The sequence below is a fragment of the Nostoc sp. genome, assembly GCF_036919615.1.
In the GTDB taxonomy this organism is placed as follows: Bacteria; Cyanobacteriota; Cyanobacteriia; order Cyanobacteriales; family Nostocaceae; genus Nostoc.
This window is the reverse complement of sequence record NZ_JBALCN010000070.1, coordinates 1-26,278: the sequence shown is the minus strand read 5'-3', so window position 1 is coordinate 26,278 and position 26,278 is coordinate 1. Positions and strand designations below refer to the sequence as shown.

Annotated in this window: 17 protein-coding genes and 1 pseudogene; 8 read left to right on the top strand and 10 right to left on the bottom strand. The window is 40.9% G+C overall.

Annotation, left to right across the window (positions count from 1 at the left end; genetic code table 11):
- The first annotated feature begins 63 nt into the window (after window positions 1-63).
- Window positions 64-2,253, top strand: coding sequence for a hypothetical protein (locus V7K48_RS20375; RefSeq protein ID WP_335075027.1), 2,190 nt, complete (start codon window positions 64-66; stop codon window positions 2,251-2,253).
- 184 nt (window positions 2,254-2,437) lie between these two features.
- Here V7K48_RS20375 and V7K48_RS20370 read toward each other — a convergent pair whose 3' ends face one another.
- Together V7K48_RS20370 and ligA are read right to left on the bottom strand one after the other, a co-directional pair.
- On the bottom strand, window positions 2,438-2,668 hold the full coding sequence (locus V7K48_RS20370; RefSeq protein WP_334975627.1) for a DUF6737 family protein: 231 nt from the start codon (window positions 2,666-2,668) through the stop codon (window positions 2,438-2,440).
- Between the two features lie 186 nt (window positions 2,669-2,854).
- Window positions 2,855-4,891, bottom strand: coding sequence for an NAD-dependent DNA ligase LigA (ligA, locus tag V7K48_RS20365; RefSeq protein ID WP_335075026.1), 2,037 nt, complete (start codon window positions 4,889-4,891; stop codon window positions 2,855-2,857).
- Between the two features lie 630 nt (window positions 4,892-5,521).
- On the opposite strand from ligA, the gene V7K48_RS20360 reads away from it, so the two are divergent.
- From V7K48_RS20360 to V7K48_RS20350, 3 genes and pseudogenes are all read left to right on the top strand, one after another.
- The gene (locus V7K48_RS20360) at window positions 5,522-6,445 is read left to right on the top strand and encodes a hypothetical protein (protein ID WP_335075024.1); all 924 of its coding nucleotides are present in this window, start codon (window positions 5,522-5,524) and stop codon (window positions 6,443-6,445) included.
- A gap of 137 nt (window positions 6,446-6,582) precedes the next feature.
- Window positions 6,583-6,975 (top strand): annotated as a pseudogene (locus V7K48_RS20355) (glycerophosphodiester phosphodiesterase family protein); the annotation flags it as partial.
- Between the two features lie 35 nt (window positions 6,976-7,010).
- Window positions 7,011-8,162, top strand: a complete 1,152-nt coding sequence (locus V7K48_RS20350) for a hypothetical protein (RefSeq protein ID WP_335075023.1) — start codon at window positions 7,011-7,013, stop codon at window positions 8,160-8,162.
- A 296-nt stretch (window positions 8,163-8,458) separates the two neighbouring features.
- On the opposite strand, the gene V7K48_RS20345 is transcribed toward V7K48_RS20350, so the two are convergent.
- Both V7K48_RS20345 and V7K48_RS20340 read right to left on the bottom strand, forming a co-directional pair.
- Complete coding sequence (locus tag V7K48_RS20345; protein ID WP_335075022.1) at window positions 8,459-9,154, bottom strand: SAM-dependent methyltransferase; 696 nt, start codon at window positions 9,152-9,154, stop codon at window positions 8,459-8,461.
- Between the two features lie 222 nt (window positions 9,155-9,376).
- Window positions 9,377-10,483, bottom strand: a complete 1,107-nt coding sequence (locus V7K48_RS20340) for an iron-containing redox enzyme family protein (RefSeq protein ID WP_335075021.1) — start codon at window positions 10,481-10,483, stop codon at window positions 9,377-9,379.
- 216 nt (window positions 10,484-10,699) lie between these two features.
- Here V7K48_RS20340 and V7K48_RS20335 point away from each other — a divergent pair, with 216 nt between their 5' ends.
- On the top strand, window positions 10,700-10,840 hold the full coding sequence (locus tag V7K48_RS20335) for a hypothetical protein (RefSeq protein WP_335075020.1): 141 nt from the start codon (window positions 10,700-10,702) through the stop codon (window positions 10,838-10,840).
- Between the two features lie 896 nt (window positions 10,841-11,736).
- Here V7K48_RS20335 and V7K48_RS20330 read toward each other — a convergent pair.
- Entirely contained in the window at window positions 11,737-15,117 is a 3,381-nt protein-coding gene (locus V7K48_RS20330; protein WP_335075019.1) for an EAL domain-containing protein, read from the bottom strand.
- Window positions 15,118-15,453: 336 nt separating this feature from the next.
- A complete protein-coding gene (locus V7K48_RS20325) occupies window positions 15,454-16,338 on the bottom strand; it encodes a ParA family protein (RefSeq protein ID WP_334970112.1) in 885 nt (294 codons plus the stop codon).
- 259 nt (window positions 16,339-16,597) lie between these two features.
- Between V7K48_RS20325 and V7K48_RS20320 the strand changes: the two genes are divergently transcribed.
- Window positions 16,598-17,773, top strand: coding sequence for a homospermidine biosynthesis protein (locus V7K48_RS20320; protein WP_335075018.1), 1,176 nt, complete (start codon window positions 16,598-16,600; stop codon window positions 17,771-17,773).
- A 365-nt stretch (window positions 17,774-18,138) separates the two neighbouring features.
- On the opposite strand, the gene V7K48_RS20315 is transcribed toward V7K48_RS20320, so the two are convergent.
- A complete protein-coding gene (locus tag V7K48_RS20315; protein WP_335075017.1) occupies window positions 18,139-20,043 on the bottom strand; it encodes an adenylate/guanylate cyclase domain-containing protein in 1,905 nt (634 codons plus the stop codon).
- Between the two features lie 1,061 nt (window positions 20,044-21,104).
- Here V7K48_RS20315 and V7K48_RS20310 point away from each other — a divergent pair.
- A complete protein-coding gene (locus tag V7K48_RS20310) occupies window positions 21,105-22,448 on the top strand; it encodes a P-loop NTPase fold protein (RefSeq protein ID WP_335075016.1) in 1,344 nt (447 codons plus the stop codon).
- Window positions 22,399-24,243 (top strand): tetratricopeptide repeat protein, encoded by a 1,845-nt coding sequence (locus V7K48_RS20305; protein WP_335075015.1) that lies wholly within the window; start codon window positions 22,399-22,401, stop codon window positions 24,241-24,243. The genes V7K48_RS20310 and V7K48_RS20305 overlap by 50 nt, the downstream gene beginning before the upstream one ends.
- Window positions 24,244-24,329: 86 nt before the next feature.
- Here the strand turns inward: V7K48_RS20305 and V7K48_RS20300 are convergent, their stop codons facing one another.
- From V7K48_RS20300 to V7K48_RS20290, 3 genes are all read right to left on the bottom strand, one after another.
- Window positions 24,330-24,530 carry a type II toxin-antitoxin system HicB family antitoxin gene (locus V7K48_RS20300; RefSeq protein ID WP_335075014.1) on the bottom strand — a complete coding sequence of 67 codons (201 nt, stop codon included), beginning with the start codon at window positions 24,528-24,530 and terminating at the stop codon, window positions 24,330-24,332.
- A 255-nt stretch (window positions 24,531-24,785) separates the two neighbouring features.
- Window positions 24,786-24,941: an Imm30 family immunity protein gene (locus tag V7K48_RS20295; protein WP_335075013.1), complete on the bottom strand. Its 156-nt coding sequence runs from the start codon at window positions 24,939-24,941 to the stop codon at window positions 24,786-24,788.
- 5 nt (window positions 24,942-24,946) lie between these two features.
- Window positions 24,947-26,278 (bottom strand): tetratricopeptide repeat protein (locus V7K48_RS20290; RefSeq protein WP_335075012.1); only part of this gene is annotated, 1,332 nt, incomplete at its 5' end.

Here is a 26,278-nt window from a genome sequence, read left to right as displayed (position 1 = left end):
GCGATCGCCCATTACAACACCGTCAGCTTTTTACTGTTGAGCTATTTACCCCAATTCAAACCAATGTACCTCTTGTTGAAAATAGTTCCCATTTTCAGCCTTGCGATCGCAACTTCCTTACCCTTTTCATTGGTACAAGCACAAACCTCCAATCAAACTTGCCAAACTTTGTTGAACGGCGAGCGTACTTATAATGTCAACTGGTATCCGGTAAAGCCATTGCCCGAAACTATTGCTACAGATGCAGTGGCACGTCAACTCGATGAACTCCAAGCGATTGCAGTATCACCCAGTTCCTTAGATTTAACCATACAGAGGGAGTTAGGACAATGGTTGATCGAAAAGCCAGATCCAGGACCGCCTGATACAGGTGCTCCGGCCCGAATGGATGGATTGCTCAAAGCACTACCCAACAGTCAGAAGCCTCAACTCACTGCCATTTTCGACCAATTAGCAAATCGGATTGAAAAGTTGCCATCGTTGAATTTACGAACAGAAATGACTGGCAAACTAGCAGGCTATTACCAACAGTTACAGGGCAATGACCGCGCTGCTCTATTTCTTAATAATGCGATCGCCAAGACATTAAAGTCTACCAATGTTCAAGCCCGCGCTGTTCAATTAACCAAGCTTCTTGATGCAGTTGTGGAGCTTGGACTGTCCAAAGCTATTGCCCCCCAGTTGCCGCAAATTGAAACCGTTCTTTCCCGTAGCACCCCAAGTTTATCTTTAGCTCGCGTTTATGCGAACACCAACCAATCGCAAAAAGCACTTCTACTTGCCGACCGTCTTGCCAAAGCTACCCCCGCAGGACAAGTCGTCAATTCAGACCTGATTGCGCTGTATCTACAATTAAATCAGCGATCACGAGCCAACCTTTATTTTAAAATAATCTCTCCTGAGGATGATGCTCCCTACGGACGTTTAGCTGCTGCTTACGATCGCGCTAAACAGACCGAACAGGCTGATAAAGTCTTTAAGGATGGATTTAGTGGACTGCACAGGGGGCTGGCAATCAATCACTTTTTGTCCGCCTACTTAAAAGCTGGGGGCAATCCCGACCGCCTTTTCACGGGGCTGCCGACACTTGAAGGAGTGGGAATCATCGATTTGCGTAGGGATTATTTGTTGCCAGCCGCAGGCGAATATCACCGCCGCAACCAACCTGAAAAAGCCTCCAAAGCGATCGCCCAATTCGTGAAACTTGCGGCATCTAGTAATTTGCGTCTTGACGACGTTCTAATGACAGCGATTAGGGATGGCAATCTCCTAGAAGCCAAAACAGCTTTTGAGCAAGTAATTGCTCAAAACGCATTTGCAAAAGTTGAACCACCTATTAGCTTTGCGACTGAAATTAATGCCCTAGATGCGATCGCACCTTTTGTTCAACGCTTGTCAAAAAACCCTGAGCGCCGCATTGAGTTACTCCAATCTCTGGCGATCGCTTACGCTAAACAGAACCAACCTGACAAAGCCATCTCTATTGCAGAGCGAGTTTGGCGTCAAAGCCCAGGGTATTCTTCTGCAATTGATACATTAGCACAGGTTGCCACAGTATTTGCAAAAAGTGGGCAAAAAACTCAAGCTCAGATGATATTAGCGAAAGCTTTAAGCTTGTCATCAAACATCAAAGAAATTGACACTCGTGCCCAAGCATATGCAGCAATTGCTCGCGCTTATACTAATGCTGGAGAAACAGCCGCTGCGGAAACGACTCGTCAAACTGCTGTCAAATGGGCTTTATCGTTACCTAACGATCCCAATGTGGTCTCTATGCCGTCCTTAATCTCGCAACAGTTTTTGCAGGCCAACCAAGTCGAAGCAGCCTGGCAAACGCTCCAGGAGATTTCTCAGGATGCTTACAAAGACACAAACATTGACTATCTGGTATCTACAGCATTAGCACTGGGTAATTTATCCATTGCCCAGCAAGCGGTTGATTTAGAGTATAGCTACGCAGCGCCAGAATTATTTTCAGATCAAGCATCTAAACTTGCTAAAGCTTACCTCGGCCGCGATCGCCCTGAAGAAGCAATAAAAATCCTTGAACGGGCTGCAAATATTCTCAATAACCAAAAAGAACCTAACAGCAGGCTTCTCATACCAATTGTGCAACTTTATGCAAAAGCTGGACGCATTGATGTTGCCCGTGAGCTGATGAAAAAGTTTCCGAATCCTATTCCATCTAATGATGTTCTTTGGCGGAAAGAACTTCAGCAATATGTGGATTGCTACCAGAAAGCTTTTTTATAAAAATAAGTCGCTTAAATCCAGCAATGCCACGCATCTTCGAGATTTCTTTATTATTTAATTTCAACTCTCGTCTCATCCGATTGGAGTTTTTAAAGCGAGTTTCCCCGCCCCCTTCATGCAATAGATTGCCGCTTGAGACGATTATGAGAGGACATTAATTCGTCACTCATATATCAAGCTCGAATTAGTCTTTATAGGACTCCAAAATCCCACTGCGAATCATTAGTTGTGGCCAAAACAACACAAAAAATCCCATCCATGTCACTACGGGGATAGAGACGAGAACTGTTAGCCAGATAGTTTTAAATAGCAACCAGCTACCACCAATCAATGTTAAACCTGTGAGAACTATAGACCAGGGTTGACACCACCACGGTTTGTAATTCCAGGGACTTACGGGCTTTTGTTCAGACATAGATTTTATTTAGTAAAACTACAAATTTTCCTTTAACAATTTTTAGGGTAAATACAGCATAATTCAGAAGTCAGGAGTAAAACAGGCTTTATATCTGAATTTGATAATTTTTTTTCATCTTTTTTTTCTGCGAGATACCCCACCCGGACTCGAAGCAGGGTGGGGAGGGATAGCGCATTTAATGCATCAATCTTCAACCATCTCCAACAATTGCGCCTCACTTAACTGCGTAATTCCCAAGGAGAGGGCTTTTTCTAATTTAGAACCGGCATCTTCTCCTATCACTAAATAATCTGTTTTTTTACTCACCGAATCAGTCACTTTTCCACCAGCTTGTTGAATCAAAGCCTTCGCCTCATCTCGCTTTAAAGTTGGTAATGTTCCCGTAATTACAAAGGTTTTATCTGCGAATTTTTGATTACCATCACCAACTGTTTTTGTTGACTCTGTGGCAGTTAATTGCAATTCTTCTGCTTGCAAGCGTTCTATCAACCTTTGGTTGGCATCAATCCGAAACCACTGATACACAGATTGGGCAATTTCAGCACCGATACCGTAAATTCCTTCAATATCTGATTGCTTTGCTATCGCTAACTGGTCTACAGTGAAATACTTCTGAGTCAACAATTGGGCATTTACACTGCCAACGTGACGGATGCCTAAACCATACAATACCCTTGACCAAGGTTGATTTTTTGATTGAGCGATCGCATCTATTAATTTCTCTGCCGACTTTTTCCCCATTCTTTCTAATCCAGATAATTTCTCTTGTGTCAAGTCGTATAAATCGGCAACGGAATGCACCAAACCTTTATCAACCAGTTGATATACCAACTTTTCCCCTAAACCTTTAATATCCAAGGCATCACGACTTACCCAATGTTCAATGGAACCTTTAAGAATCGCCGCACAGGAAGCATTGACACACCGAGTCACCGCCTCACCTGATTCTCGCACCACCGATTGACCGCAGACTGGGCAATGGGTAGGCATAATGAAGGGTTCGGTGTCAGCGGGACGGAGTTCTTTGATTACCCTCAGCACTTCTGGGATAATTTCCCCAGCTTTGCGGACAATGACAGTATCGCCAATGCGGATGTCTAATTGGGCAATGCGATCGCTATTATGTAAAGTCGCGCGGGAAACTGTTGTTCCCGCCAGTTGCACAGGGCGCATCTCTGCTAACGGGGTTAATGCCCCCGTTCGTCCGACATTTACAGCAATATTTTCTACACGGGTTGGTGCTTCTTCAGCTGGGTACTTTAAGGCGATCGCCCACCTGGGGAATTTCTGCGTAAACCCTAGCTGTTCCTGAAGTTTAAAAGAATTCAGCTTCACTACTACCCCATCAGTCATGTAGGGTAAATTCAGCCGTTCCGTATCCCAGTATTCATAATATTTTGCCACTTCTGCGATCGAGGCACACAGTTTGTGGTTGGGGTTAACTCGAAAACCCATCTTTTCTAACAACTCCAACGCTTCCCATTGGGTATTGGCAATACTGGTGTCATCTCTACCAGGAATGTGCAAGGTATAGCCAAAGAAATCTAACCGCCGTTTAGCGACAATGCGGGAGTCTAGTTGCCTGAGTGTACCAGCTGCGGCATTGCGGGGATTAGCAAATAATTGCTCACCTGCTTTTTGCCTTTCCTCGTTAATTTGTTTAAACACTTCCAACGGCAAAAACGCCTCGCCTCTCACTTCCACCCTTTCCAGAATTTCTAACCCTTCAAAATTCAAACGCAAGGGAATTGAGCGAATTGTCCGCACATTTTGGGTGATATCTTCACCCGTTACCCCATCCCCCCTAGTTGTCCCCCTAACTAGAATGCCATCTTGGTAGGTAAGAGCCAAAGCAGAACCATCAATTTTAAGTTCAGTGACATATTCCACTGAATCTATTTTCGGTACTTGTCGCCGCCAGCGCTGATCCCATGCTTGCAACTCATCAATATTGAATGCATTTTCCAGACTGTACAAGGGGATATTATGCCGCACCGAGGTAAACTGCGTTGCTGGCCTCTCACCTACGCGCTGAGTCGGACTATCGGGTGCCGTCAATTCGGGATATTGAATTTCCAGTTGTTGTAATTCTCGATATAGCTGGTCATAGACTGTATCCTCCATGATTGGAGTATCTAGGACGTAATAAGCATAGCTGGCTTGTTGCAATAACTGGCGCAATTCTTCTGTGCGCTTTACTTCAGGCTTAATCTGTGTCATTAGACTTATTATAAAATATCTAGCGAATACAATTTAAAGATCATCAAACCTGCCTATGCAGGCTTTGTTTGGATAGCCGCGACTGACCAGAAAGAAAAAGGTACAAGCCCCTAAATTTATGGGGTTCTTACTTTTGACCTTTTGACTTTTGACTTTTGACTTCCCCAAAGGGGCTGACTGTCGTCGAGTCAAGGTACTTCACATAAAAATCGGGTTTGGCTAATCAGTTTGCCATTAACAGAGGTACTTTGGGCAAACACTACAACCTTTCTAGGTTAATTAATTTAATACCAATCGTCGCATCCATCGCTAGACCTAACATTTTACGTACAGAGCTTGCTGACAATAAATCATTCCCTGTTCAACTCCTAAAAATAAATTTTTCTTATATAGTTAATTTTTATTAACTAAGTATTTTAATCATTTATTTATACAAAGTATAAATATAAAATATAAGTACTGTGAATTCTTGAATTGTCTGTAGATCAAGAGTATCCACAATTGTCAGCACTGCTAACTGGTATTGCATAAAAAAAGAAATGCAAACCTATTAGTCAGTGCAGTCCAAATTTACAGATTTATTTTACTAATATGTTCATCCGTTGTTTAACATTTACTGCCTCTAGCGCAGTGTTACTTTCAACTTTAGTCAGTTCCGCTTTTGCCGCTCCCAGCACCTTTGCTAGTAGTGTCAACAATACCGAGACAAACACAAAGGTAATTGCTCAAAATGTCATCCAGTTACAGAGAATTCCTCATGGCACAATACAAGCAATAGCTAACGGACAAGATCGATACGCTGCTATTTGGGTGAAGTCTGGCGCTGGAGCTTGGCAAGCGCGACATGGATTGACCTCAGCCCAGTATCAAGCGACTTTTGACAAACTAGTTAGTGAAGGATATCGGTTGGTTGATGTCAGTGGTTATGGTGTGAACGGACAAGACCGATACGCCGCTATTTGGGTGAAGTCTGGTGGCGCAGCTTGGCAAGCACGACATGGATTGACCTCAGCCCAGTATCAAGCAACTTTTGACAAACTAGTTGGTGAAGGATATCGATTAGTTCACGTTAGTGGTTATGGTGTAAATGGACAAGACCGATATGCCGCTATTTGGGAGAAGTCTGGTGGCGCAGCTTGGCAAGCACGACATGGATTGACCTCAGCCCAGTATAAAGCGACTTTTGACAAACTGGTCGGTGAAGGATATCGGTTGGTTGATGTCAGTGGTTATGGTGTGAACGGACAAGACCGATACGCCGCTATTTGGGTAAAGTCTGGTGGTCCAGCTTGGCAAGCACGACATGGATTGACCTCAGCCCAGTATCAAGCGACTTTTGACAAACTAGTTGGTGAAGGATATCGATTAGTTCATGTTAATGGTTATAATGTCAACGGACAAAATCGATACGCCGCTATTTGGGAGAAGTCTGAGAGTCCCGCTTGGCAGGCGCGACATGGATTGACTTCAGATGAGTATCAAGCGACTTTTGACAAACTGGTTGGTGAAGGATATCGATTAGTTGACGTAAGTGGCTACAGCGTCAAACCCTAGTAACAGACTGCAACTCTTGGAGATGCTACGAGTAGCTTGCTTTTCTTGTAGGTAGCTAAAGTAATAACTACAACTTTGCAACGTGCATCTCCAATTATCATTGCACACCGAGGTGCTAGCGGCTATCGTTCAGAACACTTAATAATAGTGGTAAACCTAATGATTTTGTAGTGAGTGGCAATCAGCGCACCTATGCAGATTTAGCAACTGCGTCAGGTTTAAAGGAGATTGCTAAATATATACAGGCGGTTGGCGTTCATAAAAATTTATTGGTTCTTAGAGACAGCAATGGTAAATTGCGTAGACGCAAAGCGGCTTGTCGCCAGATATCGCCCACATCTTTAGTTACAGATGCTCATGTAGCTGGTTTGCTTCATGCCTGGACTTTCTGCAATGAAGACTGCTTTTTACCACTGGACTTTCAAGGAAATCCTCAAGGGGAATATGAACTATTTTTCAGCTTAGGTGTCGATGGCGTATTTAGCGACTACCCAGATACGGCAGGTTACTACTCTACTATTCAGTGGTAATTTGGTAGGGTAATAGAAAATCACGAGAAAGTAACATGGTTTTACTTAAGTGGAAATCTTGTATAACAGCAATAACCTTAACTGCAATCAGTCTTACTGCATCCAAGTCGGCATTGGCGGCATCTCTATACTCAGTTACTGACTTAGGCAGTCTTACAGGAGAAGCCTACAGTTTTGCTACAGACATCAATAACTCAGGTGAGGTAGCGATTAATTCTTTGAATGGTTCTTTCTTTTACAGCAATGGTTCGCTCAAAAAAATTAGTCCGTTGCCTGGTGATAATGTACTTGCAGTGAGTGCTATCAATAACTTGGGGCAAGTAATTGGTAATTCGATTGGTAATAACTTTACTGGAAATAACCCTTTCCTGTACAGCAATGGCATCACCCAACCTCTGCCGATCCAAAACGCTATTCCTTATGCCATTAACGATCGCACCCAAGTAGTAGGGGGAGCAAGCAAACTTGGGCCTTTCTTGTACAGCGATGGTATAGCAACCAGCATCGGAACTCCTGGCAATGTTGCCTACGGTTTAAATAACTTGGGACAAGTAGTGGGCATTCTCAATTCAAACACAGCTTTTCTGTACAAAAACGGCCAAACTACTAACTTGGGAACTTTGCCAGGTGACAATTACAGCGTAGCAAATGATATTAATGACTCAGGACAGGTAGTTGGTAGTTCGGGACTCACTGGAGTAGATGATGGTCGTGCTTTTTTGTACAGTTCCAGCACGGGACTGCAAAATCTCGGTAAATTACGTCCTACAGATTTGTTCAGTTTTGCTGGGGGGATCAATAATTTGGGTCAAGTAGTTGGGTTTTCTGGCACTAACAATAACTTTTTTGCACCAGATGGCAATGGTTTGCGGGCTTTTCTTTATAGTGATAACACTCTGTACGACTTAAATGACCTGATTGCTCCTGGTTTAGACGCTGGCTTTACCTTGACAGCAGCATCTGCGATTAATATTAATGGACAAATTGTCGGTCGTGGTGCAGTTAATGGTGAATTACACGCCTTCCTCTTGACGCCAATCTCATCTGTCTCTGTAGCTGAACCAACTTCTGGCTTTCCTATTTTGTCGTTCGGTGCTGTTGTAATTTTATTTGCAGCACTCAAACGCAAACCTCACTCTAGTAATGCAGCTATACAACAAAGAAGTTTATCCAATAACTTCAGGTAAACAAAGTGATTACTTAAGAATAGGGTTTTATTTAATCTGTTTTAGGGTATATTAGTACGCTATCACTAACGTACCCTACAAGATTAAAGTTCTGTTCCTTAGCTTTTTTTGAACGCTTGCTGATTCAGATTCCAAAATCAAATATGAAAAGCAATGTTTAAGACGGGCTATTCGGCACCACACTATGCAAATTTAGTAACTGCATCATATTCAGGGATATTGTCTACATAGGCGGTTGGCATTCATAAAAATTTGCTGGTTCCTAGAGACAGCACTGGTAAGTTATATCTCAATTTTCACAAACTAGTCATGAGCTGAGCTAATTGATTAGATAAATCAATTACAGACTCCTGGCATTTTTTAAATAAAACACCAGCCAAAAAATAATAATCGCCAGAATAAAATGCCATCTTATTTTTTCGGAGTTTTTCTATGTGTTCCTTTACCTTGGGATCAGAGCTATAATAGCCGAACGGCAAAGGTAACACCATGAAATTTTGAACACAATATCCATTTTCTTTTGCTAGGTTCAGCGTACTTATTGGATTAGAAAAACTAGATATTAAAACCAACACATTTTCATAACCTAGCGACAAAAGTTTGTTGGTAACTGTGGCTCCATCTACACCCCCAAATAAGAGTGGCATATAAATATCATTATCTGGAGCGGGGAGATACGGTGGATTGGCTACAAGATACTCTGCATCAGGTTGAGAAGAATTAAACAAAGATGAATTATGGATTATATATTTATTAGCGAGATTATATTCATCGATAGTTGAATTTGCAACTTTCCATGCAGAAGTATTTAATTCAAATCCTTGGATTACCCCATCAAACTTGTTTTTCAATAAAGAATTAATTACAGGGCTACCATCTCCTGAGCCAAACTCAACAATAGATTCGTAGTTTTTGCAATTTCTAATCACAAAATTGTCTAAGCAGCTTGAGTAGAAATTAGATTCTTCAGGACAGAAAAAGATATCTTTCATTTTATTGCACTTCAATATGTAAGGTATAATCAATCTAATGGGAGGTTATTTACTACCTTAATCTCAAGGCAATAGATAACCGTTCCTTTAGTAAAGAAGCCCTTACTAAAGAAATTGGGTTGTAGGTGGATTAGCAATAGAATGATTTAGAAATGTGAAATTAGAAACGCCAGAAAGAATCTGCCATTTTGAATTTCTAATTTTTTAGATTTCTTAGATGAGTTAGGCGGCTTGTTCTGCTTCACGTATTGATCGCATAACAGCACCGGCGGCGCGATCGCCCATTAGTTTATCCTGGTCATACCCAAGCAGCAGTTCCCAGGCATCATTGGGATACCTTTCTGCCAAAGACAAAGCTACATCATCTAACATCCAACGACCGTGACGTTCATCTTCCCTGATGTGTAGTTCCCAATAACCCATCGCCGCCTCTGACAGTCCCAGTCGTTGCGCTGCCGCCAGATAGTTTTTGTAAGCCGCAGGACCAGCCACCTCAAAATATGTCAAGGCGCCACTGTAACGTAAAAAATAGCGTTTGCGATCGCTGGTCAAAAAGTTATGATTATCGCAAGCTAAGACTTCCCAAGGTACTAAATCGAAGTATGCTTCTGGTTGAGTATTCATCCCAAACTCAGCCAGCATTTGAGCAAAAAATGTCGAGTGCTTGCGAGATAAACGACCGTTGCCGTATTCTTCTAGTAGTACTCGCACTAGCGTACATTGCACTTCATTAGCAGCACCACCCAATACGTAGCAAAGACGACTACCTTCAACCAAACCATCAAAGGAGCCGATCGCTAGTAAGTGACGATAGCCAGCTTCAGTCATTTTCTCACGAATGTAGCGACTACTCTGTGACAAAGGTGGATTTAAATCGGCAGATGTGCGCTCAATTAAAGCGTGTTTTACATCCAATTGTTGCAGCGCTGGCACATCGATTTGTGCAAGTTCCCAGTTTTGCCAAGCAGCTTCAATTTGGTCACGACATGAATACAAGTAAAGTGATCGCTCATTGCTATAGTGCCGCAAATCGTCGTACCAAAAAAGTTTTAGCCGATTAATTCGATAAAGTATCCGCTGGAGAAAACGGTGAGCCTGTTGATCAGAGCGATCATTTCCATAAGCAGCGCCAATTGCTATTGAGAGCGTCTGTTCAAACTCACTGGCTCTTGCAGGTTTTACATGCAGTTCATTGTCCAAATCCTCCATTGCTAGCAGTTGTATAAATTGCTCCTCAGCACGGTCATACTTGCTAATTGTTCTTTCTTCTGTTTGTGTGCTATTTTTTGCAGCCCCAGCGTTAGGAAATATAACTAAATTGCTTTGCATGGAATCTTTGGTAGCTTTGGAAAAGTGAGGAATTAATTTCACCTCTAATACTTAGGTTTCCACATAAGTAGTTTTCTGCACCTCTTTCGCTGGTTATAAAGAAAGATTAAGTCTAGAAGAGGAACACAAGAAAAGGGGCAAAGGGGGATGCTTTCAAGGGCAGGTTTTTAGAAATGGGTGAATGATAGGATAAAACATCGTGACACAAAGTGGGTGATGAATGAGTATTCAGGTTTGAACAGTTGGATAGCGATCGTTAGCCAAAAGCTACCACATCTGAGTCAGCCACAGGGCAAAGTATTGGCAATGTGGAGTTTTGGAATGGGAGTGATGCAATCAACCGGACTACAACAGTAGCAGCATTTTTAGTGGAACTACTGGCAGAGAAAGAAAATACAGTAGTTATGATGATTTACCCGCAAATCATCTGGCACATAAGTTACCACCTGCTTTCCAACCCAGACGCACTCTCAGTTGTTTTCGTCGTGGTTTCATCAAGCTGATCGTTGCCTTGTTATTGGATCAGCCTCTTCCTTTTGGTCACTTTTCCCCTGAACCTTGGACTACTCATCTCAACTTCTCTTCCGCCTATAAAAACCTGCCCTTGAAAGGGGGCTAGGGGTGGGGTTCTTTTTTTATGGGTAATTTAGCAGACATGATGTAACACCCAAAACAGTAAATATACGATTAAATCAAGTTGCAATCAGTGCTTGAAATAGATATTTTGTGTGTAGACACATTAAATTTATTTTGTACAGCGTATAATTCCTGAGAGTAATATACTTTCCAAAAAATAAATTGGGTATTGTTACTGAAAACTACTCCGTATTTTCACTGGATTATTTTCAATAAATAACCTGATTGCCATGTTATTAAGAAAATATAAAGGTATGGATTAATACGTATAATTTAGACTAAAACATCCATTAACTCAAAATTTAAGAGATACAGAGATATGTTAAATAAAGTTGCTAAAGAGTTGGCAGATTTTCTGCTACAAATAGAACAGTGATCGCAGTTTCATGCAGGCTATCCAGATAATTTAAGTTGTGATTACAGTGCGATCGCCAAATTTTTCAATTTTCTGTTAAATAATGCTGGAAATCCATATGTTGAGCCAGATTTTGGTCTCCATTCTTGTAAATTTGAGCAAGAAGTATTATCATTTTTTGCTCACCTTTATAGATTATCAAGTGAAATTAATCATCCAATTTTACGAGGTGTTTCTCTAAACAGAATTTGATCCCAAGACTTTATCTATTTAAAAAGTTTTTGCCGCACACGTTGGCAGCAAGTAGTATTTCTACTTCTGCACTTCCCATAGGTGGTAAGAAAAAATACCCTTGCCCATGATCACATTGTAAAGCCTTTAACTCTGTTAATTGCTCTACAGTTTCTATCCCTTCTGCTGTTACAAACATATTTAAATTATGAGCTAATGTCACGATCGCTCGAATAATTTCTAAATTTTCTCCTCGACTACCTATACTGTTAATGAAAGAGCGGTCAATCTTAAGGATTTTGATTGGTAGGCGGTGCAGATAACTCAAAGATGAATACCCAGTACCAAAATCATCCATGTGGAACTCGATATTCAGCGCTGTTAACTGAGAAAGCACGGTGGTAGCTAATTCAAAATTATCCATCAACAAGGTTTCAGTAATTTCCAATTTCAAACTGGATGGCTTCAGTCCAGTTGACTGCAAAATATGTTTAACCTGTTTAAACACATCAGGTTGCGTTATCTGTTTACCAGAAAAATTCACACTAATTGTCAGGGGTAGTGAAGTGGGAAATTGTTTATGCCATATGTGCATTTGCTGACACGCTTCATAAAGCACCCATTGCCCAATAGTAACAATCATTCCAGTTTCCTCCGCTAAGGGAATAAAATCTTGAGGGGAAATAAGTCCTCGTTTTGGATGATCCCAACGGATGAGTGCCTCAAATCCAATAATTTTGCCAGTTGTCAGTGAAATAATTGGCTGGTAATCAAGGCGAAATTCTTCTTGCTTGAGCAGCGCATTTCGCAAAGCAGTTTCTAACTCCAAGAGCGAAGATGCACCCTCATGCATCTTTTGGTCAAATACCTCATAGCGTGCCTTACCAAGTAATTTGGCACAGTACATTGCCAAATCAGCATCGCGTAGAATCTGCACTGCTTGCTGATAATCTGCTTTACTTAAGGCAATGCCAATACTGGCATTAGTAAACACCCTATGCTCATTTAATTGAAATGGCAAAGCTAGCATCTTTTTAATTCGCTCCGCTATCTGTATGGCGGTGCTGATATCCTCAATTTCCTCAACTAAGATTGTGAACTCGTCTCCGCCAAAACGGGCAACTATGTCTCCGACTCGCACAACTGACTTTAGCCGACGAGAAATTGCAATCAAAAGTTGATTTCCCATTAGATGTCCAAGGCTGTCATTAACAACTTTAAAGCGGTCTAGGTCTAAGAAGAGTACGGCAAATAAATAATTATTTTGCTGTTTAGTACGTTCTATTGCTAGCTGCACCTGCTCCATAAATAATCGTTGGTTAGGTAATCCAGTTAGTCCGTCATGAAGACTATTGTGCAGTAATTGCTCTTGTGCTTGTTCACGCTTGATAATGTCTTTTCCAAGTTGTTGATTCACTCTAATAAGTTCAATACTCTGTTGTATAACCAGTTGCTCAAGCTGATAACAGTACTGGACTAATTTTCCCTCTACTAACTTACGCTTAGTGATATCACGGACAATAACAACATACTCTCGTAACTGGGAATTAAATGGCTGTGAAATAGTCGATTCAACAATCCGTAGACCTTGGTTTATTTTTAAGGTTTGCTCACTTCTAATAGACCATTGCTCCGGTTTGCCGCGATAGCATATTAAGAGCTGATTCAAGTTTTGCCCAAGCAATTGCTGAACAGTTATTTTAAATAATTCTTCAGCAGCAGCATTTGTCTGACAAATTATACCGTTTTCATCTAAGATTAAAACAGGATCTGGAATGGTATCAAGAGTAGTGATAAATAGGTTTTTTGCTTGTTTGTGTGCCTCATCAATAGCAGCAAGTTTTGGTAGAGTTGTCCAGCAAGCGATCGCTACCCCTGAAAAAGAAAGAGTCACTAACAGAATAGCTAGTAAAGAGTTTTGAGGCTTATTAGAAACTTTATCTAATAAATCGCGGAGAACCCAACTGCTTATGGCAGTAATACAAATTAATAATACTAAGACAATCACTTGTAGTACTACAAAGTCTGGGTTGTTTTTACTAAACTTAGTGTCGTAACGCTGTGTCCACCATTCCGGGTGTAATGGCGCAAATCTTAAGCGACGTAGCGCTACATCTCCGATGATCAGAACAATGGGTAATAATAATCCCACTGAGAAATCTCTCCAATTCCAAGCTAAACCTCCCACTATTAGAACTACCGCTTCTACAAAGAAAAAACCAAGTGACCACCAAGGCCATAACACCTGTGGTTTGTTCCGAAAGAGCCATAATCCCAGATGTAATCCCATAATGGACATGAGATAACAGGTGCCTGCTACTGTGACAAGTTGAAGTACATTTCCCAAATTTAGACAAAGCAAACTGATTAGAAAGGTAACTAAGATAGCAGGGCCAAGGACACCTTGACGGGAAACTAATGCAAATATGGGAGAAAGCTGTTTGTCTAAGGCAAGTTGGTATAATATCCGAGGAGAGTTGGAAACTGCCGTAGCAGAACTTAGAAGGCAAGATACACTAATCAAAAGTGTTACTAGAAAGGGGGCATATTCACCCCAGAAAGGTCTAGAAGCCGCTACCAGACTGAAGAATACATCATCTATTTTTGGATTTTGAGGCGAATACATTAATACCCAAGAACCACCTAAAAACACCGGAGGAATTAGCCAAGCAGCTACGCTTAAGAACTTTAAAGTTTTATATGGATGGCGGCTATCAGCAACAAAAGAAGAAGTGGTTTCACAAGCAAAAATTGAATAGCTAGCCAGAAAAAAGTACTTTGCCCATTCTTCAAAACTTAGCCTATCTGTGCTTGTTGGGATAAATTTAAAATTATCAGTTGAGGAGGCTAATGATACTATGCCTTGAGTACAAAACAAAAGCAGTAATAAAATCGCTGGGAATACAAAAAATAAATGCAGGAGTGCTAAAGCACGGCTGCCACTAAACACCACAATAAAAGGAATCGCTGTAAATACAACTTTTAATAAAGTTTCTGGACAAGAAATACCTAATTGATCAAAATTGACTTTAATTAGGTTTGTGAGAATAATTGCATACAGTGCTGGTACTGCTGCCCGGCTAAAAAAGTATCCTAAGGCTACGTAACGACCTAAGCCAGGAAAGTTCTTCAATAACCTTGTGGTATAGTTTGGTGTTCCTCCAGCGACATCTAACCAATATCTACCTAGACTTTGTACTTGTAAGTTAAGCAAAAAGGAAATGATCGTGCCAAAAAACCAAACTAAGAGCGCTTTCGGCCCTAACGCTGCATGAATAATCGGGGCAGTACCAATCCATCCCACATGACCTGTTAAGCCAAAGCCCCAGGTTTCGAGATAACTCAAAGTCCGTGGTAGGCGTATTACCAAGTGCTGATTTTTCTCTGCTTGTACAAAATTGTTAGTAAGCATTGTTTCTTAGTGAAATTTACTGCCCTTTTCACTCAATAGCTGAATCTCACTGCACATAGCTTGCGTGTAAATACTGAATTTAAAAAAAAAGATAACTTAACTTGTGACAAACTCTGATTTCTTCACACAATTAAATATAGCAGTCCTAAATCATTCGTGAATAACAAGATCCCCAACAACTTTACGAAGTCGGGGATCTGAGCCTCTCGATTTTCACAAATCAAATAGGATTGCTATAGCAGTTCTAACTAATTGATTTGGGAAAATCGAAAGTTTGAGATTTCCGACTTATTTAATAAGTCGGAAATCGTCTTATTTACGAATTATTTAGCCTTGCTATAGCTTTTGCAACAACTCCTGAGCTAACTGAAAAAAAGCTTTTGAACCAGCTGATTGGGGAGCAATTAAAACAGCTGGCATAAAACTATCAACAGCTTTAGCAACATTAACATCAACTGGTATTTGTACCTTACAAATTTTTTCTACACCGAAATCTTCAACAACGCGGTGCATCACTTGTTTATAGTATCTGCCAGTGAGAAGGTTAGCGCTGGACATGCTAAATACAATTCCCAGCATTTTTATATCTATTTTGGTTTCATGTCCGTGACTGTCTTTTAATTGGGCAATCCGTCTTTCCAGTAGTTGAATACCCACTACAGATAAGGGTTCTGGTTTAGCAGGAAGTATGTAGAAGTCGCTGGCGGCTAAAGCGCTACGAGTCAATAAATTATAGCCAGGTGCACAATCGAGAAGGATAAAATCATATTCTTGACGGACTGGTTTTAAGATGTTATTAATCAGCACTCTTTCAAAGCGATTCCAAATCATTTCAAAGTCCTGTTCACCCAAAGCAGTTGCTTGTTGATGCAGCATTTCTGACACAACAAATTCATCATATAAGTCGATATCTCCTGGTAATAAATCCAGTCCAGGAAGATTACAAACCTGGGATTGAATAATATCCTGAATTGTCAGTTTTGCTTGTGGGTCTGGATTGATAATTTCGTCTATCAGATATCTAAATGTCTTACTTTGTTTACGGCGCTTGGCAAAATCTAAAGGCGACATCAAACTGAGTGTGGCACTAATTTGGCTGTCTAAATCAAGGACAAGCACCCGCTTGCCATGATTTTTAGCTAAACAGGTAGCTAAGTTGACAGTGAGGGTGGTTTTACCAACGCCACCTTTCATATTTGCAGTAGCAATTACATATCCCATTGGTTGAGTCCTCTGTTGACGCATTCCCATCTAGGTAGCGTACACCTATCTCGATCTATTAAATCTTCCATTAAATTTAATATTTTTGGAAACTCTTTTCAGTAAGATAGCCTCAATTGTAGGCGTTGAGGTCCGTGACACGATTTAATCTCAGCCATCGTAGTGTTTTTTGATAATATGGGCTAGTTAAATTGCTGTTACTTTGCTTGAAACCTAGATAACATTAGATTCGGCGTGTTTACTGTTCGGGAGTGCCAAAATGTCTAAACAGCTGGGTCAAAAAATTGCACCGACACCTATATCAAATGATATCAATGTGGTGGATTTGATTGATCAATACTTCACCGCTTACAACTCAGCCCGGTTGCGGGAAATCTGCCAACTACTGAGTCGTGATGTGCTAACGGAAGGTGTCACAGTAGGAGTTAGCCTTTCCGGTGCGATGACACCAGCCGGATTCGGGGTTTCAGCGCTTGCACCCTTAATTCGCAATGGCTTTATTGACTGGATGATTAGTACAGGTGCAAATCTTTACCACGATATGCACTACGGTTTAGGTTTTGATCTCTTTACTGGTAATCCGTTTTTGGATGATGTGAAACTGCGCCAGGAAGGCACTATTCGCATTTATGACATTATCTTTGGTTACGATGTACTGCTGGAAACTGATGCGTTCATCCGCAAGATTCTGCAAGGAGAAGCGTTTCAGAAGCGGATGGGAACGGCTGAGTTTCACTATTTACTGGGTAAATATGTGCGGGAAGTAGAAAAGCAACTGGGTGTGCAGCATTCCTGCTTGCTTGCTACAGCTTATGAATATGGCGTGCCTATATATACGTCTTCTCCAGGAGATAGCTCAATTGGCATGAACGTGGCGGCTTTAGCTTTGGAAGGTTCGCAGTTGGTGTTAGATCCATCAATTGACGTAAATGAGACGGCTGCGATCGCATATAATGCCCGTGAATCAGGAGGTAAAAGTGCAGCTGTAATTCTCGGTGGCGGTAGTCCGAAAAACTTTTTGTTACAAACTCAACCACAACTTCACGAAGTATTAGGACTAGAAGAACGAGGACACGATTACTTTGTGCAGTTTACCGATGCGCGTCCAGATACAGGCGGTTTGTCTGGAGCAACCCCATCGGAAGCCGTCAGCTGGGGTAAGATTGACCCGGAAGAGTTACCTAACGCAATTGTTTGTTATACCGATAGCACGATCGCTCTACCACTGGTAACAGCATACGTCTTAAACAAGTGCCAGCCTCGTTCCCTGAAGCGTCTGTACGACAGGCGAGAAGCCATTTTGGATAAACTGCAAAAAGACTATCTAGCAGCCAAAACTCAACCATCAGATCAGGTTCCAGCAGCAGTGGCTGAAAATGCTTCACAGCAAACAGCGACTTATCCCTGTGGTCGGCTAATTCCGAATACTCATTAGGGAGTAGAGAATTTTAATATAGCGCTTCTGTGTTGAGTCCAATAGAGACCTAACCCCCAACCCCTTACGCCAGGTGCTTCAAGTCGGGAAACCCGCCCAACGCACTGGCTTCCCTATAAGGGAAGGGGAGTAAGATTCAAAGCCTCTCTCCTAAAAGGCTACGGTGTACACATAAGTCTGAAAATAGCTGAATAAGACAGGTTTTACCCCACCCTAACCCTCCCCTTGTGAAGGGGAGGGAACCGGAAATCTCATTTCCCCCTAATATATCGAGGGGATTAAGGGGGGTGATACGACTTGTGTGTACACCGTAGCTCCTAAAAGGAGAGAAGAATGGAAGTGAGGTCAGATCGCTTCCCCTTTTCTCACTTTTGCCCAATCAACAAATAAGTTGTCATTTCCCCTTTACCTTGAACTTCAATTTCACCCCGCTTTTCAAATAAAAATTCATCACACAAATACTTATAAGTATCTTCTGTAACCTGGATTTTACCTACAAGACCTTGGGATTCCATGCAGCTAGCGATATTTAGCGTGTCTCCCCAAAGATCATAAGTAAAGTTGTTGAGGTCAATTACTCCCGCCACTACGGAACCGCTATGGATGCCGATACGGATATTGAAGTTTTGGTTATTCTCAGTATTAAATAGAGCGATCGCAGTTTGCATGTGCAGTGCCATTTGGGCGATCGCTTGAGCATGATCCAGGCGGCGTGTGGGTAAGCCACCAACTACCATATAAGCATCCTTAATGGTCTTGATTCTCTCTAAACCATATTGCTCGGTGAGGCGATCGAAAGCTGAGAAAATTTGGTTAAGTAAGTTTACCACTTGAACTGCACTTATAGAAGCAGCAATTTCGGTAAAGCCGACAATATCTGCAAATAAAACTGTAACATCAGCAAAGTCTTCAGCAATCTTAGCTGGTTCTTCTTTCAAGGGTTTGGAGATTGTGGCTGGCAAAATATTCAGCAATAAACGTTCGGTTTCTTCCTGCTGATGGCGCAGCGCTTCTTCTACTGCTAGTCGCTGGGTGACATTGCGAAAAATACCGCGAACCGCAACTGGATGACCTTCGACAAATTTACAGTTAATATTACCTTCTAGAAAGATTGTTTGACCGTCTTTAGTAACGAATGTGGATTTTACTTGATCGAACTTTTCTCCTGACAGCACGCTATAAAACCTTTGCAAACACTGTTGTTTACACTCTGGATGTATGATATCGAAAATAGTCATATTCCCAATTTCAGCTTCGCTATATCCCAAAGTTTCTCGCCATGCACGATTCACATATAAAAAATGACCAGAGGTATTGACGGATTGAATCAGGTCATTAGCATTTTCAAATAAATCTCGATATCGTTCTTCACTTTCTACAAGTGCATTTTCTGCTTGTTTGCGTTTGATAAACTGGGCGATTTGACTACCAATCGAACCCGCCAATTGCAATAGGTCTTTATCTTTTGGTTGTACGTCCCGACTAAAGAAAACCATCACTCCTAAGATTTCACTATCGTCTAAGATGGGGAAGCCAAAAGCTGCGTGTAATCCAGCCTCAGCAGCAGGTTGCGATCGCCGAGTGTCTCCATCTTCTGTGATATCTTGAATCCACAAGGGCAAACGTCTGATCCAAATTCGACCAGGTAAGCCAACACCAGGTGTATAGGTAGTTTGCCAGGTGATTGCTTTAAACTCTCGCACAGAAATTACTCGACTTGACCAAATTTCCACACACCTTAATACTGCATTAATACTGTCTCCCTGTACCGATGTGCCAATATATTGACTTGCTGTCCAAAGTTCTCCTAAATCCCATCCCAAATTTTGACAAATCGACTGCAAAATTTGCGGAATTCCCTGCTTCACACTCTGGGATTCTGATAATATCCGAGTGATAGCATACTGGGTACTTATACGCTGTTCCCGGTGCTGCCGAGCAGTAATATCCCGACCAATGTAGACAATATCTTCTAATCCTTTTATTTTTTTCGGAATTACTGAACAAGAAAAAGCAATCAACCGTTTTTCTCTAGTTTTAGTTCGACAAACTACCTCGAAATTCTGGGAATTTTGCTTAAAATAAGAATGTCTATAAATGGCTTGTGTTAATACTTGATTATCATCAATTATCAGTGACATTGGTTGATTAATTAATTCTTCTTCACTAAAACCAAATAATTTTTGAGCAGCACGATTTACTTTTTTTATTTCTCCTAAATTACTGGTTATAAATAAAGCATCTGCAATTGCAGTAATTACTTGTTCCATGTAATTTTTGTATGATATTAAAGTACTTGATAGCAGATTTTTTTAATTGGCTTGCTGTGCTAAGTTTTTTTTTTAAACTAGCACATCCCCAATTACAACAATTAATTTTTTATTATACTGTTCGCTGATGATCTAGATAGATATCTATATATAAATGTACTTTATGCTCTATATATCGTCCAATTGTTTGTAATTAAAATAGTTCATACTCCCCTTACAGAATAGCTTTGAAGATATTTTTAAGCCCTATAAACTCAATAAAACTTAGCCTGACATCTTTTTTACGTATCACCTCCTTACAAAGTTCTGCAAACCGTTATACTTGCTCAGATATATTTATGATGCAGAAATTATCATCCAGTTTTAAATGTTAAAATTTATGTGGAGAAGAAGGCTTGTTTAAAATAAATCAGTGTAGTTAAGCGAAAACGACAATGAGCAACCTTTTAATTTGGTTGAGTAGAATTAAATATGCGTAAATAATATGTATTCTCTCTTTTGGAAGATTGACAATTGAATATAATTCTGAATGTTGTCAGCAGCTTATATTCAATAACGCAGTTCATAAATGATCGCCATTTTAACAAAACCGCTCCCAATACAGTTTGGTTAACGTTTTAATATTTTTAACATCCTCCCAACCCCCCTTAAAAACTTGTGATTACCAAGATTAAAATAAATCTTGGGTTTGCTTGCCATCCCGCCTGGGAATGAATTCTGAGGCTAATATTGCATTCCTCTTAAGAGGACTCAATACAAGTTTTTAAGCCACGTAGATACCTATTTTCTCTAAAAAGAAAAATTTTAGTCCACTTGAGTGGACTTTAGCTATCAGCCCAGAACTTAAGTTCTGGGCGGGATATCGGTTAGTACGACACTTTGACTGTTACAAAAATTTGGATAACAGCAAGCCTTTTTTAAGGGATGTTATTGCTTACTGTATAAAATAAGACAAAACTGCTAAATTCAAAAAGTAAATTTTTATCAGATGTAATGTTGCACAGCGATCGCCTAAAATTTAAGATTGAGAAAGTCATATTTATAAAGTTAGTCAAAACCTAATGAATCATCAGCGTGCTAATACTCTCAAAGCTGCATTTCAAGTTTGTAATGTTGAACCGCTAGAGGGTGCAGACATGGAGCGTTACTATGTTGATTTATCAGCAGTCCGCAAAACTTCAGCAGTTGACAGCGTTAGTACGATTTTAGACTTTCAAGAAGCCGCAGATTTCAGCACAATTTTGTTTACCGGACATCGTGGCTGTGGCAAAAGTACAGAGTTAAAACGTATTCAGAACCAATGGGAAAAACAATACCACGTAATTTATTTAGAAGTTAACGAAGAAACAGATATTAATGATGCTAATTATACAGATTTATATTTAATTGTCATTAAACAAGTAGAATTTGAGTTACGTAAATTAGGTTTAAATTTTGATTCTAAACTTTTGCAAAACTTTGAATCTTGGTTTAAGGATATTACTAAAGAAACAGAAGAAACTGTAGAAAAGTCTGTGAGTATTCAGGGAGAAGCGACTCTGAAACCAGAAGCTCCATTTATCGCTAAATTGATGGTCAAATTACTGGCAGAAATTAAAGGTTCTGATAAGCAAAAAACTACTATTCGCCAAATTTTAGAAAAAGACCTATCACGGCTGAAAGCAGATATTAACCTTTTATTAGGAGATGCCTACGTTAAACTCCGAAAAAAATTCCCTGAATATAAAGGTTTATTGATTATTTTTGACAACATGGATCGTGTACCACCGATGGTTGCAGAACATTTATTTTTTGACTATGCGGCTCAGTTACAAGAATTAGACTGCACAATAATTTATACAGTTCCAATTTCTGTGCTTTGTTCGCCTAAAAACCCACTCAATCAGTTTGATGGTAATCCTCATATTGTACCAATGGTGAATATTTATGAATTTGAACGCGATCGCTGCCATTTAAACTACAATCAAACGGGACTAGAAGCAGTTGCCAGTGTGATTGAAAAGCGGGTAGATATTGATGCTGTATTTGCATCTCGTCAGGAATTACTAGATTTAGCAAAAGCCAGTGGAGGACATGTCCGTCAATTAATGCAGATGATGCGGACTGCTTGCCAAACTGCTAGTACTCGTAAACATCCTAAAATTATTGCCGAAGATATTATCTATGCTGTGAAACGACAGCAATTTAGTTTTGAAAGGTTTATTCCTGAAGAACATTATGCGTTTTTAGCCCAAGTGTGCATCACCAAGAATGTCAGCAAAGATGATATAGGTCAGTTAATGCTGTTTAACACTTCAGTTTTGGAATACAACGGCGATAAACGGTGGAATTACCCCAATCCAGTGGTGAAGCAAAATGAATTCTTCCAGAAAGCCCTCGAATCCGCACTTACAGCGCAACCTTAGTTCAGAAATTGGGCTGTTTATCGCGCTTAATCAAGAGATATTTGCTCAATTACTCACATTTGTAGACTTTGCAGAAAAGTTTACCATTGGTTTTGTGGAAATTAATTTTCCCCCAGATGCAGAAATATTAGTTGAGGCGCTAAAGACAAATCCTGAGTGTAGGGATATTCAGTTTGTGAATATGAATTTTTCTGATGCCAATTTGCGATTTCTCCGTGATGAAATTGTCAATATATTACCAAGCATTCAGATAGAACTTAACAAAAAATTAGTCTTGATTGTACAAGGCTTAGAAAAGTCTATTGGCGTTTATGGAGACTATCCGCCAGTTTTACAAGACCTCAACTTTGTCCGAGATGCTTATAAAAGAACTGTTCCTTATCCCATTCTGTTTATTCTGCCGGATTATGCCCTGACTCGGTTAGCCAAATTTGCTCCTGATTTTTGGGCTTGGCAATCGGGGATGTTTCGGTTTCAAACACCTCAAGTTACCAAAGATTATGCGATTAATGAGACTCAAAATACTGAGAGAATCATAGACAGATTAGAACCTCCAGAAAAGCAAGAGCGGATCGATTTATTACACCGCCTGCTAATGGAATATAAACCTACTGGACATCATCCAACAGGAGAAAACCTCCGCAACTGTAGTAATATTTTGCATCAGCTAGGAGTCGCGTATATAAGTAAGATAGAACCTATCAAAGCTAGAGAATATTTAGAAGAAGCCGAAAAAATAGCTAATGAGTTTCCAGATTCCACCTTCTATACTGAAGTCCTCAACACATTAGGAGATTCTTATTCTCAGCAAAGGCAATTTGATACAGCGATCGCTTATTATCAAAAATCTTTAAATATTTCACAGCAACTTCAGAATCCTCGCGGCGAAATTGCTGCTTTGTTTAACCTGGGGAATGCTTATCTAGACTTGAGACAATTTACACAGGCGACAACTTTCTATCAACAGTGTCTAGAAATTGAACAACAAATAGATGATCGCTATTCTCAAGCTGGCATATACCACAATTTGGGAATGGTTGCCCAAGATTTGCGTGAATTTGAGGAGGCGCGGCGCAATTACCAACAAGCTTTGGCTATCAAAATTGAATTTGGCGATCGCTATTCTTCTGCGAGCACTTACCACAACTTGGGAATAGTTGCCCAAGATTTGCGTGAATTTGAGGAGGCGCGGCGCAATTACCAACAAGCTTTGGCAATCTTCATCGAATTTGGTGATCGCTATTCCCAAGCACGCACCTACCACGAGTTGGGAAGAGTTGCCCAAAATTTGCGTGAATTTGAGGAGGCGCGGCGCAATTACCAACAAGCTTTGGCAATCTTGCTTGAATTTGGTGATAGCTATTCCCAAGCTAGCACCCACCACCAGTTGGGAAGAGTTGCCCAAGATTTGCGTGAATTTGAGGAGGCGCGGCGCAATTACCAACAAGCTTTGGCAATCTTCATCGAATTTGGTGATCGTTATTCCCAAGCACACACCTACCACGGGTTGGGAAGAGTTGCCCAAAATTTGCGTGAATTTGAGGAGGCGCGGCGCAATTACCAACAAGCTTTGGCAATCTTTATCGAATATGGTGATCGCCATTCCCAAGCCAGCACCTACGGCCAATTAGGAATGCTTGCAGAAGCAGAAGAAAACTACGCAGAGGCGAAGGTTCATTTGCAGACAGCGTTGGAAATATATGTTGAGTATAAGGATGAATATTGGGGGGCGATCGCACGGGAGGCGTTAGAGAGATTACCAGTAGACTTCGACGGAAATAAGCCACCCATTTGAAATGTATAAAACCCTTGCGAAAACGTAATTACGAATTACGAATTACGAGCCGCATCCTTTTTCAAAGCAAGAGAGATTCCGTCTAATTAAGGTAAATTATGCCCTAACTCTAGTCCTAAAACAATCCACTCTTCTAAAGATTGTTTTAACTCTTCTCTGCAAGCTTCCAGTGTAGATGCATTCGCATATAACCCTTGCAATTCAGGTACTTCTGCATAAAAAGTACCATCTTCTAAAATTTCATAGTTTGCTCTGTGCAAAGCTGCTTGAATATACTCTGTCAGCATTTAGAGATTTTGTACAGAACTGGCTATATTACTAAATTGTAAGCTAAAAATCAAAGTTTAGATTTGCGATCGCACAAGTCTGAATAGCTTGTGAACCTGGATTTTACCCCACCCTAACCCTCCCCTTGTAAAGGCTATTCATTACCCGGATCTTTCTTAACATGGCTGAAAAGCAGACAAGATAAAGGTTATAGAAAATGATATTATTGTGTGGCTTGACAAAATAAAATAATTATGTAATGGGTGACAATGACATCAATCATCTAGAACTAGATGCAGTTCTGGCAAATATTCACTTTTAGGATTATTGGCAAGTTCCGCTAAAGCATTTTCAAAAGCAGCAATTTCGTCATCTGAACGCATTAATCTATTAGCCTGCAAGATGGAAATTAATGTGTTTTCGCTGATCATTGGGATTAATCTTGCTCCCACTCTTGCTCGATTCTCTCTAAATCCTTCGCTGCACCCAATTGCTGAAATATTTGATGTGCTGTGTTGTAATGCTGTTGGGCAAATTCTGTATTACTGCGCTTACGCTCTAGCCGTGCTAAATCGTAGTTAACCTCTGCTACTAAGTGAGTCATCCCCAACTCTTCTGCTATTAACAAAGCTTGTTTAGAAAACTGTTCTGCTGCTTCGAGATTACCGCGATCGCATTCATTTTCTCCTAAGCAACTATAAGAATAAGCCATTCCAGAGCGATCGCCTAATTCTGTTCTCACTGTTAAAGATTGCTGATACAGGGTTTCGGCTGCATCCCAGTTGCCGCGAAGGCGCTCAATATATCCCAACGATAGCCAATTAGAAGCTATACCAGAGCGATTGCCTAATTCTGTCTCAACTTCTAAACATTGCCGATACAGGGTTTCGGCTGCATCCCAGTCGCCGCGATTGCGTTCTATATCTCCCAACACTTGCCAACAAGAAGCTATACCAGAGCGATCGCCTAATTCTGTTCTCACTGTCAAAGATTGCCGATACAGGGTTTCGGCTGCATCCCAGTTGCCGCGAAGGCGCTCAATATATCCCGACTGTTCCCAACAAGAAGCCATTCCAGAGCGATCGCCTAATTCTATCTCAACTTTTAAACATTGCCCATACAGGGTTTCGGCAGCATCCCAGTTGCCACGAAGGCGCTCTATATTTCCCAACACTCCCCAACTAGAAGCCATTCCAGAGCGATCGCCTAATTCTGTCATCACTTCTAAAGATTGCTGATACAGGGTTTCGGCTGCATCCCAGTTGCCACGAAGGCGCTCTATATCTCCCCACTGTCCCCAAATAGAAGCCATACCAGAGCGATCGCCTAATTCTGTTCTTACTGTCAAAGATTGCTGATACAGTGTTTCGGCTGCATCCCAGTTGCCACGATTGCGCTCTATATCTCCCAACACTCCCCAACTAGAAGCCATACCAGAGCGATCGCCTAATTCTGTTCTTACTGTCAAAGATTGCTGATACAGGGTTTCGGCTGCATCCCAGTTGCCGCGATTGCGCTCAATATATCCCAACACTCCCCAACTAGAAGCCATACCAGAGCGATCGCCTAATTCTGTTCTCACTGTCAAAGATTGCCGATACAGGGTTTCGGCTGCATCCCAGTTGCCGCGATTGCGCTCTATATTTCCCAACGATGCCCAACAAGAAGCCATTCCAGAGCGATCGCCTAATTCTGTTCTCACTGTCAAAGATTGCCGATACAGGGTTTCGGCTGCATCCCAGTTGCCGCGATTGCGCTCTATATTTCC

Bases quoted from the DNA above. Each gene is read 5' to 3' on its own strand.
- V7K48_RS20375 (WP_335075027.1), top strand. From the start codon at position 64: ATGTACCTCTTGTTGAAAATAGTTCCCATTTTCAGCCTTGCGATCGCA.
- V7K48_RS20370 (WP_334975627.1), bottom strand. From the start codon at position 2,668: ATGTCTGAACAAAAGCCCGTAAGTCCCTGGAATTACAAACCGTGGTGG.
- ligA (WP_335075026.1), bottom strand. From the start codon at position 4,891: ATGACACAGATTAAGCCTGAAGTAAAGCGCACAGAAGAATTGCGCCAG.
- V7K48_RS20350 (WP_335075023.1), top strand. From the start codon at position 7,011: ATGGTTTTACTTAAGTGGAAATCTTGTATAACAGCAATAACCTTAACT.
- V7K48_RS20345 (WP_335075022.1), bottom strand. From the start codon at position 9,154: ATGAAAGATATCTTTTTCTGTCCTGAAGAATCTAATTTCTACTCAAGC.
- V7K48_RS20340 (WP_335075021.1), bottom strand. From the start codon at position 10,483: ATGCAAAGCAATTTAGTTATATTTCCTAACGCTGGGGCTGCAAAAAAT.
- V7K48_RS20335 (WP_335075020.1), top strand. From the start codon at position 10,700: ATGAATGAGTATTCAGGTTTGAACAGTTGGATAGCGATCGTTAGCCAA.
- V7K48_RS20330 (WP_335075019.1), bottom strand. From the start codon at position 15,117: ATGCTTACTAACAATTTTGTACAAGCAGAGAAAAATCAGCACTTGGTA.
- V7K48_RS20325 (WP_334970112.1), bottom strand. From the start codon at position 16,338: ATGGGATATGTAATTGCTACTGCAAATATGAAAGGTGGCGTTGGTAAA.
- V7K48_RS20320 (WP_335075018.1), top strand. From the start codon at position 16,598: ATGTCTAAACAGCTGGGTCAAAAAATTGCACCGACACCTATATCAAAT.
- V7K48_RS20315 (WP_335075017.1), bottom strand. From the start codon at position 20,043: ATGGAACAAGTAATTACTGCAATTGCAGATGCTTTATTTATAACCAGT.
- V7K48_RS20310 (WP_335075016.1), top strand. From the start codon at position 21,105: ATGAATCATCAGCGTGCTAATACTCTCAAAGCTGCATTTCAAGTTTGT.
- V7K48_RS20305 (WP_335075015.1), top strand. From the start codon at position 22,399: ATGAATTCTTCCAGAAAGCCCTCGAATCCGCACTTACAGCGCAACCTT.
- V7K48_RS20300 (WP_335075014.1), bottom strand. From the start codon at position 24,530: ATGCTGACAGAGTATATTCAAGCAGCTTTGCACAGAGCAAACTATGAA.
- V7K48_RS20295 (WP_335075013.1), bottom strand. From the start codon at position 24,941: ATGATCAGCGAAAACACATTAATTTCCATCTTGCAGGCTAATAGATTA.